The organism is Planomonospora parontospora, from assembly GCA_014647935.1.
GTDB lineage: Bacteria > Actinomycetota > Actinomycetes > Streptosporangiales > Streptosporangiaceae > Planomonospora > Planomonospora parontospora.
In genome coordinates this window covers 17321-35873 of record BMQD01000007.1, presented here as the reverse complement: position 1 = coordinate 35873, position 18553 = coordinate 17321, and the positions used below count along the sequence as shown (strand labels likewise).

At 71.0% G+C, this 18553-nt stretch carries 18 protein-coding genes; 3 read left to right on the top strand and 15 right to left on the bottom strand.

The genetic code is table 11. From position 1 onward, the window contains the following. Positions 1-74 precede the first annotated feature (74 nt). The 5 genes from IEZ07_RS12850 to gap all read right to left on the bottom strand — a co-directional run bounded on the left by IEZ07_RS12850 (position 75) and on the right by gap (position 3923). Positions 75-422: an RNA polymerase-binding protein RbpA gene (locus tag IEZ07_RS12850; RefSeq protein ID WP_084008585.1), complete on the bottom strand. Its 348-nt coding sequence runs from the start codon at positions 420-422 to the stop codon at positions 75-77. 81 nt (positions 423-503) lie between these two features. Further along, positions 504-734 (bottom strand): preprotein translocase subunit SecG, encoded by a 231-nt coding sequence (gene secG / locus IEZ07_RS12845; RefSeq protein WP_068899030.1) that lies wholly within the window; start codon positions 732-734, stop codon positions 504-506. A 132-nt stretch (positions 735-866) separates the two neighbouring features. Then, entirely contained in the window at positions 867-1652 is a 786-nt protein-coding gene (gene tpiA, locus IEZ07_RS12840) for a triose-phosphate isomerase (RefSeq protein ID WP_191894970.1), read from the bottom strand. A 79-nt stretch (positions 1653-1731) separates the two neighbouring features. Then, positions 1732-2919, bottom strand: a complete 1188-nt coding sequence (locus IEZ07_RS12835) for a phosphoglycerate kinase (protein WP_191894969.1) — start codon at positions 2917-2919, stop codon at positions 1732-1734. Next, positions 2916-3923, bottom strand: a complete 1008-nt coding sequence (gene gap, locus IEZ07_RS12830; protein ID WP_191894968.1) for a type I glyceraldehyde-3-phosphate dehydrogenase — start codon at positions 3921-3923, stop codon at positions 2916-2918. The genes IEZ07_RS12835 and gap overlap by 4 nt, the downstream gene beginning before the upstream one ends. Positions 3924-4151: 228 nt before the next feature. On the opposite strand from gap, the gene IEZ07_RS12825 reads away from it, so the two are divergent. Next, the gene (locus IEZ07_RS12825) at positions 4152-4652 is read left to right on the top strand and encodes a hypothetical protein (RefSeq protein WP_191894967.1); all 501 of its coding nucleotides are present in this window, start codon (positions 4152-4154) and stop codon (positions 4650-4652) included. A 169-nt stretch (positions 4653-4821) separates the two neighbouring features. On the opposite strand, the gene whiA is transcribed toward IEZ07_RS12825, so the two are convergent. The 7 genes from whiA to uvrA all read right to left on the bottom strand — a co-directional run bounded on the left by whiA (position 4822) and on the right by uvrA (position 14160). Next, entirely contained in the window at positions 4822-5802 is a 981-nt protein-coding gene (gene whiA / locus IEZ07_RS12820) for a DNA-binding protein WhiA (protein ID WP_068899020.1), read from the bottom strand. A gap of 93 nt (positions 5803-5895) precedes the next feature. Further along, positions 5896-6855 carry a gluconeogenesis factor YvcK family protein gene (locus IEZ07_RS12815; RefSeq protein ID WP_191894966.1) on the bottom strand — a complete coding sequence of 320 codons (960 nt, stop codon included), beginning with the start codon at positions 6853-6855 and terminating at the stop codon, positions 5896-5898. Beyond that, positions 6852-7724: an RNase adapter RapZ gene (gene rapZ, locus IEZ07_RS12810; protein ID WP_084008583.1), complete on the bottom strand. Its 873-nt coding sequence runs from the start codon at positions 7722-7724 to the stop codon at positions 6852-6854. The genes IEZ07_RS12815 and rapZ overlap by 4 nt, the downstream gene beginning before the upstream one ends. Before the next feature lie 112 nt (positions 7725-7836). After that, positions 7837-9864 carry an excinuclease ABC subunit UvrC gene (gene uvrC, locus IEZ07_RS12805; protein ID WP_191895156.1) on the bottom strand — a complete coding sequence of 676 codons (2028 nt, stop codon included), beginning with the start codon at positions 9862-9864 and terminating at the stop codon, positions 7837-7839. 130 nt (positions 9865-9994) lie between these two features. Further along, complete coding sequence (locus tag IEZ07_RS12800) at positions 9995-10474, bottom strand: Rieske (2Fe-2S) protein (protein WP_191894965.1); 480 nt, start codon at positions 10472-10474, stop codon at positions 9995-9997. A gap of 173 nt (positions 10475-10647) precedes the next feature. Then, on the bottom strand, positions 10648-11073 hold the full coding sequence (locus IEZ07_RS12795; protein WP_084008582.1) for a Rieske (2Fe-2S) protein: 426 nt from the start codon (positions 11071-11073) through the stop codon (positions 10648-10650). A gap of 246 nt (positions 11074-11319) precedes the next feature. Beyond that, a complete protein-coding gene (gene uvrA, locus IEZ07_RS12790; protein ID WP_191894964.1) occupies positions 11320-14160 on the bottom strand; it encodes an excinuclease ABC subunit UvrA in 2841 nt (946 codons plus the stop codon). A 270-nt stretch (positions 14161-14430) separates the two neighbouring features. Between uvrA and IEZ07_RS12785 the strand changes: the two genes are divergently transcribed. Next, positions 14431-15234 (top strand): maleylpyruvate isomerase family mycothiol-dependent enzyme, encoded by an 804-nt coding sequence (locus IEZ07_RS12785; protein ID WP_191894963.1) that lies wholly within the window; start codon positions 14431-14433, stop codon positions 15232-15234. After that, a complete protein-coding gene (locus tag IEZ07_RS12780) occupies positions 15231-15872 on the top strand; it encodes an MBL fold metallo-hydrolase (protein WP_191894962.1) in 642 nt (213 codons plus the stop codon). The genes IEZ07_RS12785 and IEZ07_RS12780 overlap by 4 nt, the downstream gene beginning before the upstream one ends. 87 nt (positions 15873-15959) lie before the next feature. Here the strand turns inward: IEZ07_RS12780 and pssA are convergent, their stop codons facing one another. From pssA to IEZ07_RS12765, 3 genes are all read right to left on the bottom strand, one after another. Continuing rightward, positions 15960-16790 (bottom strand): CDP-diacylglycerol--serine O-phosphatidyltransferase, encoded by an 831-nt coding sequence (gene pssA / locus IEZ07_RS12775; RefSeq protein WP_084008581.1) that lies wholly within the window; start codon positions 16788-16790, stop codon positions 15960-15962. Further along, positions 16777-17388 carry a phosphatidylserine decarboxylase gene (locus tag IEZ07_RS12770; protein WP_068899004.1) on the bottom strand — a complete coding sequence of 204 codons (612 nt, stop codon included), beginning with the start codon at positions 17386-17388 and terminating at the stop codon, positions 16777-16779. Before IEZ07_RS12770 ends, pssA begins: the two co-directional genes overlap by 14 nt. Before the next feature lie 164 nt (positions 17389-17552). Next, positions 17553-18545: a TerC family protein gene (locus tag IEZ07_RS12765; protein WP_191894961.1), complete on the bottom strand. Its 993-nt coding sequence runs from the start codon at positions 18543-18545 to the stop codon at positions 17553-17555. Between the last annotated feature and the right edge of the window lie 8 nt (positions 18546-18553).

Below are 18553 nucleotides of genomic sequence, written 5' to 3'. Positions count from 1 at the left end.
CCCGGGGTGTCACCCCCGGGGGCCTTCCGCGCGCGTGCGTCCCGGCCGGAGCCGGGACGCGACCGCCTCGACGGCTAGTAGATCGGACGCGAGGAGGAGCGCAGGCGCTCCAGGGCCTCGGCCAGGATCTGCGCGCCGTCCTTGTCGCTGCGACGCTCCTTCACGTAGGCGAGGTGCGTCTTGTACGGCTCGTTACGAGGAGGAGCCGGCGGGTTGGCCTCGTCCTGACCCGCCGGGAGGCCGCAGCGGGGGCAGTCCCAGAACTCCGGGATGGCCGCGTCGCTGGCGAAGCTGGGACGCGTCTCGTGCATGTTCGCGCACCAGAACGGGACCCTTACACGGGGAGCCGCCTCGCCACGCTCCGCCTCTCCCATCGGGCCGGCGCCGACACGGCTGCCACGGATCGCGTTGCCACTACCCACGGATGTACTCCTCGCTCGATGGCCCTCCCGCTCGGGATACGGGGAAGGGCTGTACCACTGTCATGCTTCCGGCAAGCCGAATCAGGGCTTCAGGAGCAGGCCCAGCGCGATGATGCACACGAACCAGACCACCCCGGTGATGATGGTGAGCCGGTCGAGGTTGCGCTCCACCACGGAGGAGCCGCCGAACGACGACGAGAACCCGCCGCCGAACAGATCCGACAGACCGCCGCCCTTGCCCTTGTGGAGCAGCACGAGCAAGATCATCAGCATGCTCGACAGGATGAGGGCGATGGAGATTCCGATTGTCACCGTTGACCTGTTTCCTAATGTGCGCGACCCGCGTCCGGGCGCGATCCCTGTATGACGCCAGAGGCGTGACGATTCAAACCTGCTCTAAGAGGGTACGACCTGCTGTCAAGTCGTACCCTCCGAACGGCTCACTCAGCCGGATGTTTCCCCGAACCGGCAGATCCTGGCGAACTCGGCCGCGTCCAGACTCGCCCCGCCAACCAGGGCCCCGTCCACGTCGGGCTGGGCCATGATGCCGGCGATGTTGTCGGACTTGACCGATCCTCCGTAGAGGATGCGGACGGCCGCGGCCACCTCGCCGTCGTACAGCTCGGCGAGCCTGGAGCGCAGCGCCCCGCAGACCTCCTGCGCGTCGGCCGGGGTCGCCACCTCACCGGTGCCGATGGCCCAGACCGGCTCGTAGGCCAGCACGATCGAGGCCGCCTGCTCGGCTGTGACCTTGCGCAGCGCCCCCTCGAGCTGGGCGACGCTGTGCGCCACGTGGCCTCCGGACCGGCGGACCTCCAGGCCCTCCCCCACGCACAGGATCGGCGTGAGCGAGTGCCGGTAGGCGGCCAGCACCTTGCCGTTGACCAGCTCGTCGTCCTCGCGGTGGTACTGCCGCCGCTCGGAGTGCCCGATCGTGACGAAGGTGCACCCCAGCTTGGCCAGCATCGCCCCGGAGATCTCCCCGGTGTAGGCGCCGCCGTCGTACGACGACAGGTCCTGCGCGCCGTACAGGATCCGCAGCTTGTCGCCGTCCACCAGCGTCTGCACACTGCGCAGATCGGTGTACGGCGGCAGCACGGCGACGTCGGCCCGGTCGAAGTCCTTGTCGTTCAGCGCGAACGCCAGCTTCTGGACGGTGGCGATGGCCTCGAGGTGGTTGAGGTTCATCTTCCAGTTGCCGGCGATGAGAGGCTTGCGTCCTGCAGTCATCTGTCTCCCACCGCTCCTCGCCCGCTCCGCGGAGCGCTCGTCCCGTGCGGGGTGCCCCGCCGGCTGCCTCGGCCCACCCTCACGCCTCCAGCGCGGCGAGTCCGGGCAGGGTCTTGCCCTCCAGGTATTCGAGGCTGGCCCCGCCACCGGTGGAGATGTGCGAGAAGCTGTCCTCGGGCAGGCCCAGTCGGCGCACGGCCGCGGCGGAGTCGCCGCCGCCGACGACGGTGAAGGCCTCCGAGCCGATCAACGCCTCGGCGACCGCGCGGGTTCCCCCGGAGAACTCCTCGAACTCGAAGACGCCCATCGGGCCGTTCCAGAAGACGGTCTTGGCGTCGGCCAGCTTGGCGGCGAACAGCTCGCGGCTGCGCGGGCCGATGTCCAGACCCTCCCGGTCGGCCGGGATCGCGGTGGCGTCGACCACCTCGTACTCGGCGTCCTCGGCGAAGTGGGTGGCGGCCAGCACGTCGACCGGGAGCACGAGCTCCACCCCGCGCTCGGCCGCCTCCTGGAGGAAGCCGCGCACCTTGTCGAGCTGGTCCTCCTGCAGCAGGGACCTGCCGACCTCGAAGCCCTGGGCCTTGAGGAAGGTGTAGGCCATGCCGCCGCCGACGATCAGGCGGTCGACCTTGGTCAGCAGGTTGGCGATGACGCCGAGCTTGTCGGAGACCTTCGCGCCGCCCAGCACCACGGCGTACGGCCGGGCCGGGTCCTCGGTCAGGCGCCTGAGCACGTCGACCTCGGTCGTGATCAGTCCGCCCGCCGCGTGCGGCAGGAGCCCGGGCACGTCGTAGACGCTGGCGTGCCTGCGGTGCACCGCGCCGAAGCCGTCGCCGACGTAGAGCTCGGCCAGATCGGCCAGCTTCCGGGCGAACTCCGCGCGCTGCGCGTCGTCCTTGGACTCCTCGCCCGGCTCGAAGCGCAGGTTCTCCAGCAGGGCCACCTGGCCGTCCTGCAGCCCCTCCACCACGCCCCGGGCCGACTCTCCGACCACGTCGGAGGCGAAGGCCACGTCGGCGCCGAGCAGCTCGCCCAGCCGCCGCGCGACGGGGGCCAGGGAGTACTTCGGGTTCGGCGAGCCCTTGGGGCGGCCCAAGTGGGCGCAGGCCACGACCTTGGCGCCCCGGCCGGCGAGGTCCCGGATCGTGGGCAGCGAGGCGCGGATGCGTCCGTCGTCGGTGATGACGTCCCCGTCCAGGGGGACGTTGAGGTCGACGCGCACGAGCACGCGCCGACCCTTCACGTCGAGCTGAGACAGGTCCTTCATCGCAGGTCGGCGCCCACGAACTCGATGAGGTCGACGAGGCGGTTGGAGTAGCCCCACTCGTTGTCGTACCAGCCGACGACCTTGACCTGGTTGCCGGTCACCTTGGTGAGGCCGGCGTCGAAGATGCAGGAGGCCGGGTCGGTGACGATGTCCGAGGAGACGATCGGGTCCTCGGTGTAGGTCAGGAAGCCCTTGAGCGCGCCCTCGGCGGCGGCCTTGAGCGCGGCGTTGACCTCGTCGACGCTGGTGTCGCGGCCGACCTCGACGGTCAGGTCGGTGGCCGAGCCCGTGGGGATCGGCACGCGCAGCGCGTAGCCGTCGAGCTTGCCCTTGAGCTCCGGCAGCACCAGGCCGATGGCCTTGGCGGCGCCGGTGGAGGTCGGCACGATGTTCAGCGCGGCGGCGCGGGCGCGGCGCAGGTCCTTGTGCGGGGCGTCCTGCAGGTTCTGGTCCTGCGTGTAGGCGTGGATGGTGGTCATCAGCCCCTTCTTGATCTCGAAGGTGTCGTGGATGACCTTGGCCATCGGGGCCAGGCAGTTGGTGGTGCAGGAGGCGTTGGAGATCACCGTGTGCTTGGCCGGGTCGTAGGTGTCGTGGTTGACGCCCATGACGACGGTGACGTCCTCGTTCTTGGCCGGGGCCGAGATGATGACCTTCTTGGCGCCGTTCTCGGCGTGCACGCGCGCCTTGTCGGCGTCGGTGAAGAAGCCCGTGGACTCCACGACCACGTCCACGCCCAGGTCGCCCCAGGGCAGCTTGGCCGGGTCGCGCTCGGCGAAGGCCTTGATCGCCTTGCCGTCCACGGTGATCTCGTCGGCGCTGCTCTTCACCTCGTACGGCAGGCGGCCGAGGATGCTGTCGTACTTGAGCAGGTGGGCGAGCGTGGCGTTGTCGGTCAGGTCGTTGACCGCAACGATCTCGATGTCCTTGCCGCTGGCAGCGACCGCACGCCAGAAGTTGCGGCCGATGCGGCCGAATCCGTTGACGCCTACGCGGATGCTCACTGTGCCGATCTCCTCGTACGTCGTTGCGCCGGCCGCGTGGACCGGCGACTTGGGGCGGGCTTGTACCTCAAGAGCGAACCCTATCGGACCCCAATTGGTTTAGACCACTTGCGGTCCCCCGTTCGCTTTCTTCGGACTCTCCCGTAAATCGCGAGTCCTTCACGCACGTTTGCAGTAAAGTGCCCGACTCGTCACGGTAAACACATCCCATCCCTGCAAGGACCTGCAATGACCTCCACCTCCAGATCCGGGAGCGGTCTCGTCCTCGGCTCCGTCGCCGGCCTGGTCGCCGCGCTCGTGGGCGCCGCCGCCTACGGCGCCGTCATCGGCGTCACCGACTACCAGATCGGCATCGCCGCGATCGGCGTCGGCGTCCTGGTCGGCCTGGCGATGATGGCCGTCCGCCCGACCAGCCCGGTGCTGCCCGCCCTGGCCGCGGTGTTCTCCTTCGCCGGAGCCGGTCTCGGCGTCTTCATCGGCGACGCCTGGGAGCCCTTCGTCAACCCCGGAGGATCGCCCCTCAGCGAGCTCCTGCCCAAGGCCCAGGAGTTCCCCGACCTCGTCGCCCAGGATCCGGTGACCCTGCTCTTCTGGGCGATCGCCGGCGCCGCGGGCTTCAGCTTCGTGAACAGCCGCGTCAAGGCCGCCCGGGAGTCCCTGGCCGACCCGTCCTCCCCGCAGCAGGACGAGGCCCCGACGGACTACTTCAAGCCGCACAACCCGGCGTAGCCCTTCCGCGCCTTCCGGACCCCGGTCCCGGACATGACGAGAGCCGGCGCCCCGACCCAGGCCCGGCTCTCGTCATGTCCGGGACCGTCACGCGACGGCGCCCGCCGTCGCCCCTCGCCCCGGCCGCCCGTCGTCCCGCAGTGGCGGCGCACCCGCCGTCGCGGGGCGGTCAGGTGGTCAGCATGTCCACCGTGAGGTTCGCCTCGGTACTGGGCACGCCCATGTCCTGGGCGCGCTTGTCCGCCATGGCGAGCAGGCGCCGGATCCGGCCGGCGATGGCGTCCTTGGTCAGCGGCGGATCCGCGAGCTGGCCGAGCTCCTCCAGGGACGCCTGCTTGTGCTCCACCCGCAGCCGGCCGGCGATCACCAGGTGCTCGGGCGCGTCGTCTCCCAGGATCTCCAGGGCCCGCTGGACCCGCGCGCCCGCGGCGACCGCGGCCCGGGCCGAACGGCGCAGGTTGGCGTCGTCGAAGTTGGCCAGGCGGTTGGCCGTCGCGCGCACCTCCCGGCGCATGCGCCGCTCCTCCCAGGCCAGCACGCTGTCGTGGGCGCCCAGCCGGGTCAGCAGCGCGCTGATCGCGTCGCCGTCGCGGACCACCACCCGGTCGACGCCGCGCACCTCGCGGGCCTTGGCGTGGATCTTCAGCCGCCGGGCGGACCCGACCAGCGCGAGGGCCGCCTCCGGTCCCGGGCAGGTGATCTCCAGCGACATCGAGCGGCCCGGCTCGGTGAGGGAACCGTGGGCCAGGAACGCGCCCCGCCAGGCGGCCTCGGCGTCGCAGGTGGCCCCGGCGACCACCTGGCGCGGCAGGCCGCGGACCGGGCGGCCGTGGTTGTCGATCAGCCCGGTCTGACGGGCCAGGGCCTCGCCGTCGCGGTAGACCCGGACGACGTAGCGGGAGCCCTTGCGCAGCCCGGCGGGGGCCAGGACCAGCACCTCGGCCTTGTGGCCGAACACCTCGCCGATGTCCTTGATGAGCCGCCGCGCCGTGACGTTGGTGTCCAGCTCCGCCTCGATCACGATCCGCCCGCCCACCAGGTGCAGCCCGCTCGCGAACCGCAGGAGCGTCGACACCTCGGCCTTCCGGCAGCAGGGTTTCAGGACCGGCAGCCTGCTCAGCTCGTCCTTCACCACACCTGTCATCGCCATGCGCGTTCGTCCTCCCCCATGTGAACCCCCTGCGGCCCGAGATACATCAGGCTCACAGAAGTTTCTCGCACTCCTGGGCCGGGCTTACCAGGATCAACGCTTCTCATGGAAAATCTCGTCCAGGACCGAGGCAAGACGTCGTGCATCGTGCCTCGGCGAGCCGTCGGCGGCCGCCACGTCGGCCAGCACGAGGCGTCCGCCCAGCGCGGCGGCAGCCTTCTCCAGCTCGTCCCGGTCGTCGACCACGCCGGTGTCGGCCAGCACCACGTCGACCTCCAGGGCGGGTGCGTGCCGTCGCAGCACCTCCAGGTGCTGCTGGGGGGAGAAGTCGTCGGTCTCCCCCGGCTGCGGCGCGAGGTTCAGCGTCACCAGGCGCCGGGCCCGGGTGGAGTGCAGGGCGTCGGCCAGCTCGGGCACCTTCAGGTGCGGCAGGACGCTGGTGAACCACGAGCCGGGGCCGAGGACGACCCAGTCGGCGTCCAGGACCGCCCGGACCGCCTCCGGGCAGGCCGGGGGGTCCTCCGGGACCAGCGAGATGGCCCGGACCCGGCCGGGGGTCAGGGCGCAGGCCACCTGGCCGTGCACCGTGCTGATCTCGCCGTCCAGCTCGACCTCGGCGGCGATGTCCAGCGGGACCGAGCACATCGGCAGCACCCGGCCGTGCGCGCCCAGCAGCCGCCCGAGCCAGTCCAGCCCGGCGACCGTGTCACCGAGCTTCTCCCACAGCGCCACGATGAGCAGGTTGCCGACCGCGTGGCCGTGCAGCTCGCCCTCGCTGCGGAACCGGTGCTGGACGACCTCGCTCCAGGTGTGCCCCCACTCGTCGTCTCCGCACAGGGCCGCCAGGGCCATCCGCAGGTCTCCCGGGGGCAGCACGCCCAGCTCCCGGCGGAGCCGCCCGCTGGACCCGCCGTCGTCGGCCACGGTGACGACGGCCGTCAGCTGCGAGGTGACCCTGCGCAGCGCGGAGAGCGAGGCGTAGAGCCCGTGCCCCCCGCCCAGCGCCACGGCCCCGGGACCGCCCCCCGGCCCGCCGTTGAGACCTCCGGTCACTCGCGGCCCACATCCCGGTGGCTCACCTGCACGTCCATGCCGCCCCGGTCGCGCAGGCGCGCACCGATCTGCTCCGCCATGGCCACGCTGCGGTGCTTGCCGCCGGTGCAGCCGACGGCCAGCGTCGCGTAGCTCTTGCCCTCGCGGGCGTATCCGGCGGAGATGATGCCGACCACCTCCTCGTAGGCGTCGAGCAGTTCCTTGGCGCCCGCCTGCTCCAGGACGTAATCCCGTACGGCGGCGTCGGTCCCGTTCATCGGGCGCAGCTCGGGCACCCAGTGCGGGTTGGGCAGGAAGCGGCAGTCCACCACCAGGTCGGCGTCCACGGGCAGGCCGTACTTGAACCCGAACGAGACCACGTTGACCCGCAGGCCCGGCCGGTCCTCGCCGCCGAAGAAGGCGACGATCTTGCCGCGGAGCTCGTGGACGTTGAGGTTGGAGGTGTCGATGACCAGGTCGGCGTTGGCCCGGACGTCGCGCAGGATGCCGCGTTCGCGGGCGATCCCGTCGACCAGGCGGCCGTCCCCCTGGAGCGGGTGGGGACGCCGGACGTTCTCGAACCTGCGGACCAGCCCCTCGTCGCTGGCCTCCAGGAACACCACCCGTACGGCGACGCCGCGCCCGTCCAGCTCCTCGATCGCGGCGTTGAGGTCGGTGGTGAAGGCGAGGCTGCGCACGTCGACCACCGCGGCCACCTTGTCGGCGGCCAGCTTGACCCGCCCGGCCTCCTCGGCCATGGCGAACAGCAGCCCCGGGGGCAGGTTGTCGATGACGAACCAGCCCAGGTCCTCCAGTGCCTTGGCCGCCGTGCTCCGTCCCGCCCCCGACATGCCGGTGACGATGACGAACGCGGGCTCCCGCTCTCTCACGCGTCCTCCTCCGCCGGCCGCGGGCGCGACACCGCCGCGCCCATGGCTCGCTCGTTCACGTGCCCTCCTCCGCCGGCCGCGTGAACGACACCGCCGCGCCCGTGGTCCGCTCTCACGCTGGGTTCTCCCCCTTCAACGCCGACACGATCGCCTCAGCCGTCGCAGGGCCGATCCCGGGAACCTCGCGGATCTCGGCGGCGGTCGCCTCCCGCAGCCGTTTCACCGATCCGAAATGCTTGATCAGAGCCTGCCTGCGCGCCGGACCGAGCCCGGGGACCTCGTCCAGGGCGCTTTCCCGCACGCTCTTCGACCTCTTCGACCGATGGTAGGCGATGGCGAACCGGTGGGCCTCGTCCCTGACCCGCTGCAGCAGGTAGAGGGCCTCGCTCGACCGGGGCAGGATGACCGGCAGGTCCTCGCCGGGGAGCCACACCTCCTCCAGCCGCTTGGCCAGGCCGCAGACCGCGACGTCGTCCACGCCGAGCTCGTCGAGCGCCCGCTGGGCGGCCGCCGCCTGGGCCGGGCCGCCGTCCACCACGACCAGGTTGGGCGGGTAGGCGAACCTCCGCGGCCGGCCCGTCTCGGGGTCGATGCCCGGCGCCGGCTCCGGTCCGGCGTCCGGAGCGGCGGGCGCCCCGGTGCCGGCGCCGTCCGCGGCTGCGGGGAGGGCGGGTCCTCCGCCCGTTCCGGCGTCCGGCCCGTCACCGGGCCCGGCCTCCGGTCCGGGGTCGAGCTCGCCGGTGGCCGAGCGCTCCTCCAGGTAGCGCTTGAACCTGCGCGAGATCACCTCGTGGATGGACGCGACGTCGCCCTCGGTGGAGCGGACGGAGAACCTGCGGTATTCGCTCTTTCTGGCCAGGCCGTCCTCGAACACCACCATCGAGGCCACCACGTTGGTGCCCTGCAGGTGGGAGACGTCGTAGCACTCGATGCGCAGCGGCGCCTGGTCCAGGTCGAGCGCGTCGGCGACCTCCTGCAGCGCCCTGCTCCGCGTCGTCAGATCGCTGGCGCGCCTGATCCGGTGCTGGTTCAGGGACTCCTTGGCGTTGCGCTCGACGGTCTCCATCAGCGACTTCTTGTCGCCCCGCTGCGGGACGCGGATCTCCACCCGGGCCCCGCGCCGCTCGCTCAGCAGCTCGGCGAGCGCCCCGGCGTCCGGCGGCAGGGCGGGCACCAGCACCTCCCGGGGCAGCGCCTCGGGAGCGGCCTCGCCGTACATCTGCAGCAGGAAGTTCTCGACCAGCTCGCCGGGGCCGGTCTCCTCGACCTTGTCGACCACCCAGCCCCGCTGGCCCCGCACACGCCCCGCCCGGACGTAGAACACCTGGACGGCCGCCTCCAGCGGATCGTCCGCCAGCGCGACCACGTCGCAGTCGATGTTCTCGCCCAGCACGACGGCCTGCTTCTCCATCGCCCGCTGCAGCGCCTGGACGTCGTCCCGGAGCCTGGCGGCCCGCTCGAACTCCTCCTCGGCGGCGGCCTGGCGCATCTCGCCCTCCAGCCGCCTGATGAACCGGCCGGTGTTGCCCGCCATGAAGTCGCAGAAGTCCTCGGCGAGCGCGCGGTGCTCCGCGGCCGTGACCCTGGAGACGCACGGCGCCGAGCACTTGTCGATGTAGCCCAGCAGGCAGGGCCGGCCGATCTGGGCCGCGCGCCGGAACACCCCCGACGAGCAGCTCCGGATCGGGAAGACCCGCAGCAGCAGGTCGACCGTCTCCCTGATCGCCCAGGCGTGGGAGTAGGGGCCGAAGTAGCGGGTGCCCTTGCGCTTGGCGCCGCGCAGCACCTGGACGCGGGGGAACTCCTCGCCCATCGTGACCGCGAGGTAGGGGTAGGACTTGTCGTCGCGGTACTTGACGTTGAACCGCGGGTCGTACTCCTTGATCCAGGAGTATTCGAGCTGGAGCGCCTCGACCTCGGTGCCCACGACCGTCCAGTCGACGCCGGCCGCTGTCGTGAGCATGGTCTGGGTGCGCGGGTGCAGTCCCGCGAAGTCGGCGAAGTAGGAGTTGAGCCGCTGGCGCAGGCTCTTGGCCTTGCCCACGTAGATGACCCGGCCTCCGGCGTCCCTGAACCGGTAGACGCCCGGGGACTCGGGGATCGACCCCGGCTTCGGCCGGAAACTCGCCGGACCGTGCACAGATCTCGCCACGTCCCGAAGCCTATCGGGCCCCACCGACAGGGAGTCCTGCCCCGCCGGGCCCGCGACCCGTCGCACCGGCACCCCGGCCGCCCCTCGCCGGGGACACCGGTACGGCGGACCGCACCGGTCAGGCCAGCGTGATCGAGTCTCCGTCGACCTTGATGGCCTTCTCCTCCAGGGGCTTGTTGGCGGGGCCGTTGGTGACGGATCCGTCGGTGATGCTGAACCTGCTGTTGTGGCAGGGGCAGACGATGTCGGTCCCCTCGACTCCGCCCACGTCGCACCCCTGGTGGGTGCAGACGGAGCTGAAGCACTTGAACTCCCCCGCCTTCGGCTGGGTCACGACGACCTTCGCGTCCTTGAACACCTCGCCACCGCCCACGGGGATGTCGGAGGTCTTGGCCAGCGCGTTCGCCGCGGAGTCACCGGAGCCGGCCGCCGTCTCCGAGCCGGTCTCCGCCACTGACGGGGCCGCCGACGGGGCCGCGCTGGAGGAGCCCGCATCCTCCGCCGTCGGCTCGCCGTAGCCGGAGCACGCGGTCAGCACCGCCGCGAGCCCCGCCCCTCCCGCACCCAGCATCACCGCACGCCGTGTCGTGTCCGTCATGGTCACCCTCCCAGGGGTCCGCATCCGTATCCGCGCCCATGGCCGGCCGGGGGCGCCCATGGCCGTCCCCGGCCGTCCCCGGCCGTCACTCCGATGCGGGCCAGCATGCCGTACCGGGCATCAGGAGACTGTGAAGATTTACACCTTGGCCACGGCCCTGCGGAGACTCCGTCTCAGACCATGACGATGCCGTCGCCCTCGACCCTCAGCGCGAACTCGGCCAGGGGCGCCTCGGCCGGGCCCTTGAGGCACTTTCCGGAGACGGCGTCGAACTCGCTGCCGTGACAGGGGCAGCGGATGACGCCCTCGGCGGGGCGGCTGACCGCGCAGCCCCGGTGCGGGCAGCTCGCGCTGAACGCCTTGAACACCCCCGCGGTCGGCTGGGCGATCACGATCTTCCACTTGGTGAGCACCATGCCCCCGCCCACCGGGACGTCGGCGACCTTCGCGACGACCTGGCCCTTGACGCCCGGCGGCACCACGGCCGGGCCGGGCGGCCCGGCGGCGCAGCCGGCGAGCGCCGCACCGCACGCCACGGCCCCCGCGGCGCCGATCACGTGCCTGCGCGTGGGCATGGCGGAACCATCACTGCTGCTCATTGCGGCCCTTCTCGCAACGTCCCCCGTCCAAACCGGGCTCCGCCTCAAGGGTATTGAGGCAGGAGCCCGGTCCCGAATCCGGGTTTACGGTGTCCGGCGAAGGGGAACCGCGTCCCGCACCCGCACCCGCACCCGCACCCGCACCCGCACCCGCACCCGCACCCGCACCCGCACCCGCACCCGGACACCGCACCCGGAGCCGCGGCTCCAGTGGGGCCCGGGGTCCTCGGCGGTCCGCAGGCGCTCTCAGCCGCCGAGGATCTTGCGCAGGAAGCGGCCGGTGTGGCTGGCCTCGACCAGTGCGACGTCCTCCGGCGTCCCGGTGGCGACCACGGTCCCGCCCCGGGAACCGCCCTCGGGGCCCATGTCGATGATCCAGTCCGCGGTCTTGATCACGTCCAGGTTGTGCTCGATGACGATGACCGTGTTCCCACCATCCACCAGCTTGCCGAGCACGCCGAGCAGTCGGCGGATGTCCTCGAAGTGCAGGCCGGTGGTGGGCTCGTCCAGCACGTAGATCGTCCGGCCGGTGGAGCGGCGCTGCAGCTCCGCGGCGAGCTTGACGCGCTGCGCCTCGCCGCCGGACAGGGTCGTGGCGGGCTGGCCGAGCCGGACGTAGCCGAGGCCGACGTCGTTGAGCGTCTGCAGGTAGCGCCGGATCGACGGGATCGCGTCGAAGAAGCCGAGGGCCTCCTCGATCGGCATGTCGAGCACCTCGGAGATCGTCTTGCCCTTGTAGTGGACCTCCAGGGTCTCCCGGTTGTAGCGCGCCCCGTGGCAGACCTCGCACGGGACGTACACGTCCGGCAGGAAGTTCATCTCGATCTTGATGGTGCCGTCGCCCGAGCAGGCCTCGCAGCGGCCGCCCTTGACGTTGAAGCTGAACCGGCCCTTGGCGTAACCGCGGACCTTGGCCTCGGTGGTCTGGGCGAACAGGTCGCGCACCTTGTCGAAGACGCCGGTGTAGGTCGCCGGGTTCGAGCGCGGGGTGCGGCCGATCGGCGACTGGTCGACGTGCACGACCTTGTCGACCTGGTCCATGCCGTTGATCCGCGAGTGCCGGCCGGGGACCGTGCGCGCGCCGTTCAGCTCCTTGGCCAGGGCGCTGTAGAGGATGTCGTTGACCAGGGTGGACTTGCCGGACCCGGAGACGCCGGTGACCGCGGTGAACACGCCGAGCGGGAACTCCACGTCCACGCCCTGGAGGTTGTGCTCCCGGGCGCCCTTGACGGTGATCTGCCGCTTGCGGTCGCGCTTGCGGCGCGCGGACGGGATCGCGATGCTCCTGCGGCCCGACAGGTAGGCGCCGGTCAGCGACTCCTCGGAGGCCAGCAGTTCGGAGACCGTCCCGGAGACGACGACCTGCCCGCCGTGCTCGCCCGCGCCGGGGCCGATGTCCACCACCCAGTCGGCGGCGGCGATGGTGTCCTCGTCGTGCTCGACCACGATCAGCGTGTTGCCCATGTCGCGCAGCCGGATCAGCGTCTCCAGCAGCCGCTGGTTGTCCCGCTGGTGCAGGCCGATGGAGGGCTCGTCGAGCACGTAGAGCACGCCGACCAGCCCGGAGCCGATCTGGGTGGCCAGCCGGATGCGCTGGGCCTCGCCGCCGGCGAGGGTGCCGGCCGCGCGGTCCATGGTCAGGTAGTCGAGGCCGACGTCCAGCAGGAAGCCCATCCGGGCGTTGATCTCCTTGACCACCCGCTCGGCGATCTGCATGTCCCGGTCGGAGAGCTTCAGGCCGGCCAGGAACTCCGCGCAGTCGGCGATCGACAGGGAGGCCACGTCGGCGATGGAGCGGCCGTCGACCGTGACCGCCAGGGAGACCGGCTTGAGCCGGGCGCCGTTGCAGGCGGGACACGGGATCTCCCGCATGTAGCCTTCGTACTTCTCCCGCATGCCGTCGCTCTCGGACTCGGCATGCCGGCGCTGCACCCAGGGGATGACGCCCTCGAAGGTGGTGTAGTAGGAGCGCTCGCGGCCGTAGCGGTTGCTGTAGCGGACGTGCACCTGCTCGTCGTGGCCGTGCAGCAGCGCCTTCTGCGCCTTCTTCGACAGGCGCTCCCAGGGGGTGTCGAGGTTGAAGCCCGTCGTCTTGCCCAGCGCCTCGACCAGCCGCTCGAAGTAGTCGCTGGTGTGACCGCCCGCCCAGGGGGCCAGCGCGCCCTCACCCAGGGTCTTCTCCGGGTCGGGCACGACCAGGTCCGGGTCGACCTCCATCCGGACGCCCAGGCCGGTGCAGTCCGGGCAGGCGCCGAACGGCGAGTTGAAGGAGAACGAGCGCGGCTCCATCTCCTCGAACGACAGGTCGTCGTAGGGGCAGTAGAGATGCTCGGAGTAGAAGCGCTCGCGGTTCGGGTCGTCCTCGGGCAGGTCGACGAACTCCAGCGTGATGGTGCCGCCCGACAGCTGCAGGGCGGTCTCCACCGAACCGGTGAGGCGGCTGCGCGAGCCCTCCTTCACCGAGAGCCGGTCGACGATGACCTCGATGTCGTGCTTCTCGTACTTCTTCAGCTTCGGCGGCTCGTCGAGCCTGATCACCGCGCCGTCGACCCGGGCCCGGGCGTATCCCTTGGCCTGGAGCTGGCCGAACAGCTCGGTGTACTCCCCCTTGCGACCGCGGATCACCGGGGCGAGCACCTGGAAGCGGGTGCCCTCCGCCAGCTCCATCACCCGGTCGACGATCTGCTCGGGGCTCTGCCTGGCGATCGCCCGGCCGCACTTCGGGCAGTGCGGCTTGCCGACCCGCGCCCACAGCAGCCGCAGGTAGTCGTAGACCTCGGTGATCGTGCCGACGGTCGAGCGCGGGTTGCGACTCGTCGACTTCTGGTCGATCGACACCGCGGGCGAGAGGCCCTCGATGAAGTCGACGTCGGGCTTGTCCATCTGCCCGAGGAACTGGCGGGCGTACGCCGAGAGCGACTCGACGTAGCGCCGCTGGCCCTCGGCGAAGATGGTGTCGAAGGCCAGGCTGGACTTGCCCGAGCCGGAGAGCCCGGTGAAGACGATCAGCGAGTCCCGCGGCAGCTCCAGCGAGACGTCCTTGAGGTTGTGTTCACGTGCGCCACGCACGATGAGGCGGTCAGCCACAGCAGTCCCGACATCGGTGTAGAGGGTTGAGAAGCGGTCGCGGGAAGACTAGCGACGGGGTCCGACAGTTTCCCGCCGGCGATCTCGCCCGGCGGTCTCCCGGCGCGGGCGCCCGGAACCCGGGGCTCCCCGCTCGCCCCAGAGTACGGCCTCCGCCCGCGCCCGACGGGCCGCTTCCCGTTTCAACCGCGTGAACCGGTTCTTTTATGCCCGGGCATGGCGCCGCCGGGGATGTTGGCGCGGCCGCCGCCGCAATGATGGAGTAGGGGAATGGATCTGCTAGAGAAACTTCAGGCCGAGCTCTCGGCCTCGACGGAGCGCCTCCTCGGCACCGCGGCCTCCTTCTCCGACGCCGACGTCGCGCAGCCCTCCCGCCTTCCCGGCTGGACCCGGGGCCATCTGCTCACCCATCTCGCCCGCAACGCCGACAGCCTGGTCAACCTGACCGAGTGGGCCAGGACGGGCGTCGAGACCCCGCAGTACCCCGACCCGCAGAGCCGGGAGGCCGAGATCGAGGCGGGCGCCGCCCGCTCCGCCAAGGAGCAGCTCGCCGACCTGGAGGAGAGCTCGGCGAGGCTGGCCGCCGCCTTCCGGGGCCTGCCCGCCGAAGCCTGGTCCGCCATGGTGAGCGGGACCCGGCCGCCCGAGCACCCGGCGTGGTACGTCCTGGTCCGCCGGCTGCGCGAGACGGAGGTCCACCACGTGGACCTCGGCGCGGGTTACACCGCGGCCGACTGGCCCGAGGCGTTCGTGCGCCGGGAGCTGCACGACGCGATGGTGTGTTGGCCCAGGGAGCAGAGCCCGGTCAGCGAGATCGTGGTGGAGGAGACGATAGACGACTACCTGCACCACCAGGTCTGGCGCGACCTGGGCTCCGGCCCGGTGGTCCAGGGCGACCCGTGGGCGTTGCTGTGCTGGGTCACCGGCCGCACGCAGGGGGGCGGGCTCAGGGTGATGCCGGAGGGGAGCACGGGCAACCAGCCCTCGGCCGGGCCGGTGCCCGCGCCGCCGCCGTGGATGGCCCTGACCGCGCCTCCCGGCCTTCCCGGGACGCCTCCCGAGGAGTACCCGTGACCTACACCGGCGACGTGCACGTGGGCGGTCCCGCCGACGTGCGGGAGCTGCCCGCCCTGACGATCTCGAAGCTCGCCGTGGGCCCGTTCGACAACAACGCCTACCTGGTGCGCTGCAACGACACCGGCGACGGCCTGCTGATCGACGCCGCGGCCGAGGCCGACCGGCTGCTGGAGCTCATCGGCGGCATGCCCATCAGCAAGATCGTCACCACGCACCAGCACGGTGACCACTGGCAGGCCCTGGAGGAGGTGGCCGCGGCCACGCGCGCCATGGTGATCGCCCACCCGCTGGACGCCCCGGCGCTGCCGGTCCCGGCGACCCTGACGGTCGAGCACGGCGACGGGGTCACCGTCGGCGTGGTCAGCATGGAGGTCATCCACCTGCGCGGTCACACGCCCGGCTCGATCGCCCTGCACTACAACGGGCACCTGTTCACCGGCGACTCGCTCTTCCCCGGCGGGGTCGGCAACACCAACAAGGACCCGGAGCGCTTCGAGCAGCTCTTCACGGACGTGTCCGAGCGGATCTTCGACCGCTTCCCGGACGAGACCTGGGTCTACCCGGGCCACGGCAGGGACACCACGCTCGGCGCCGAGCGTCCCTCCCTGCCGGAGTGGCGCGAGCGCGGCTGGTAGGGCACCCACCCCGCCCCCGGCCTGCGGGGCCGGACGGAGGACGAGCGGTCCGGTCCCGCGGCGCGCGCCGCGGGACCGGCCGGCGCGTCAGCCGACGCGCTCGGACTCCTTGCGCTCCTTGCGCTGCTCCCGCTTGAACATCAGGATGCGCAGCGGGATGGCCGCCACGATCGTTATCTGCATGACGGCGCCGACCTTGATGAGGGTGTCGCCTCCGGCCAGCCCCGCGGCCCAGATGGTCAGGCAGGCGACGTTGATCATCATCCAGGCGAGCACCACGGCCGCCACGTTCCCCTTGGGCTTGGGGTACTCGATCCGGCTCACCATGAGGTAGGCGATGCCGAAGATCGGCAGCACGGCCCCGACCGACGGCTCGAAGAGCAGCACGATCGCGATCACGGTCATCGCGCCCATCGGGATGGGCAGGCCCATGAAGTCGCCGCTCTTGGTCTTCACGCAGGCGAAGCGCGCGAGCCGGATGACACCGGCCAGCAGCACCGACGCCGCGGCGGCCATCACCATCAGGAACGGCACCCGCGGGTTGAACCCGCCCCAGATGACCACCATGAACGCGGGGGCGAAGCCGAAACTGATCACATCCGCGAGGTTGTCGAGCTCGGCGCCCATCGCCGAGGCGCGGAACCGCCGGGCCACCAGGCCGTCGAACAGGTCGCAGGTGGCGCCGAGCAGCAGCAGCACCACCGCGGTGCCGAAGAACTGCGGGTTGGCCTCGAACTTGCTGGTCTGCTGCAGGGAGGTGATCGCCGACCAGGCGAGCACACAGACGGCGAGGAAGCCGCAGAGCGCGTTGCCCAGCGAGAGCGAGTCCGCCGCCGAGAGCCGGAACGCCTTGCCGACGGGGCCCTGGGGCTCGTCGTCCGCCCCGCCCATCGACCAGCCCGCGTCAGCCGCGGTCAAGGCCGGTCACCCCTGCGACGGTCTTCTGCCCGACGGAGACCGCGGGAGCGATCCCCTCGGGGAGATAGACGTCCACTCGCGAGCCGAACCGGATCAGCCCGATGCGCTCGGCCCTGGCCACCTTGGCTCCCGCCGCCAGGTAGGGCACGATGCGGCGCGCGACCGCGCCCGCGATCTGGACGAGCTCCAGGTCGCCGAGCGCGGTGTCCAGGTGCCACACGACCCGCTCGTTCTTGTCGCTGTCCTTGTCGAAGGCGGGCAGGAACCCGCCGGACACGTGCTCCACCGAGGTGACGGTGCCGGCCAGCGGCGCGCGGTTGACGTGCACGTTGAGCGGGCTCATGAAGATGGCCACCCGGGTGCGGCCGTCCGGCCACGGGTCGATGCTCTGCACCACGCCGTCCGCGGGCGACAGGATCCGCCCGGGACCGGGCGTGCGCTCCGGGTCTCGGAAGAACCAGAGCATGCCGCCGGTGAGCGCGGTCAGCGGGACCGCCGCCAGCGCCCAGCGCCTGTCACGGCGGCTGAGCAGCGAGGTCACGGCAGAGGCCGCCACCGTCGGGAGCAGCCACGGAGAGACGCCACGCGCCAGCCGCATGCGGCCTGACGGTTGGCTTGCTGAATCGTGGGACACAGGGAACCTTTTGTGATGTCTTGCGGCGTTAGACCGGTATGTCTACCCGCTCTGGGGGAGGATGCTACCGATCTCTCAGCCCTTTTACGGCGCGACGAGACAAGCAAAGCGCCTTCCGCACCAATCCGCTAGACCTGCTTGCTCTCCGCAGAGGTGGCGATTTGGTTGCCCTTGCGCACATCACGCCGCGACTTGGCCAGGCTGGCCACGGTGGTGATCACCATGGTGACGCCGATGACCGACAGCGACATCCAGATCGGCACCTCGGGTGCCCACGAGACGCCGCTGGAGTGCAGCGCCTCAAGAATCAGCTTAACCCCGATGAACCCGAGGATGAACGCCAGGCCGTAGCTGAGGTAGACCAGCCGCTGCAGCAGGCCGCCCAGCAGGAAGTAGAGCTGGCGCAGCCCCATCAGCGCGAACGCGTTGGCAGTGAAGACGATGAACGCGTCGGTGGTGAGACCGAAGATCGCCGGGATGGAGTCGAGCGCGAACAGCAGGTCGGTCGTGCCGATAGCGATCATGACGATCAGCATCGGGGTGACCAGGCGCTTGCCGTCGATCCTGACGAAGACCTTCGAGCCCACGTAGTCGTCGGTGTGCGGCAGCGCCCGGCGGGCCCAGCGCAGGACCGCGTTCTCGGTGAACTCCTCGTCATCGTGGCCGTGCTGGCGGACCAGCTGGACTGCGGTGTAGAGGAGGAAGAGGCCGAAGATGTAGAACAGCCAGCCGAAGTTCTGCAGGGCGGCGGCGCCGACTGCGATGAAGATGCCGCGCATGACCAGCGCCAGCAGGATGCCGACCAGCAGCACCTTGTGCTGGTGGATCTTGGGCACCGCGAAGCGGGTCATGATGATGTAGAAGACGAAGAGGTTGTCGATGCTCAGGCTGTACTCGGTGAGGTAGCCGGCGAAGAACTCCCCTGCGGGCGTGGGCCCCGCGAAGATCCACAGGACGACGCCGAAGACGGCGGCGAGGGTGACGTAGAAGCCGACCCAGAAACTCGCCTGCCGCATGGAGAACTCCCGGGGCTCGCCCCGGTCGACGATCCACAGGTCGAAGGCGAGGACCAGGAGAAGACCGCCGATCACGGCGATCCAGGCCCACGTGGGTACAGTCATGTTCTTGT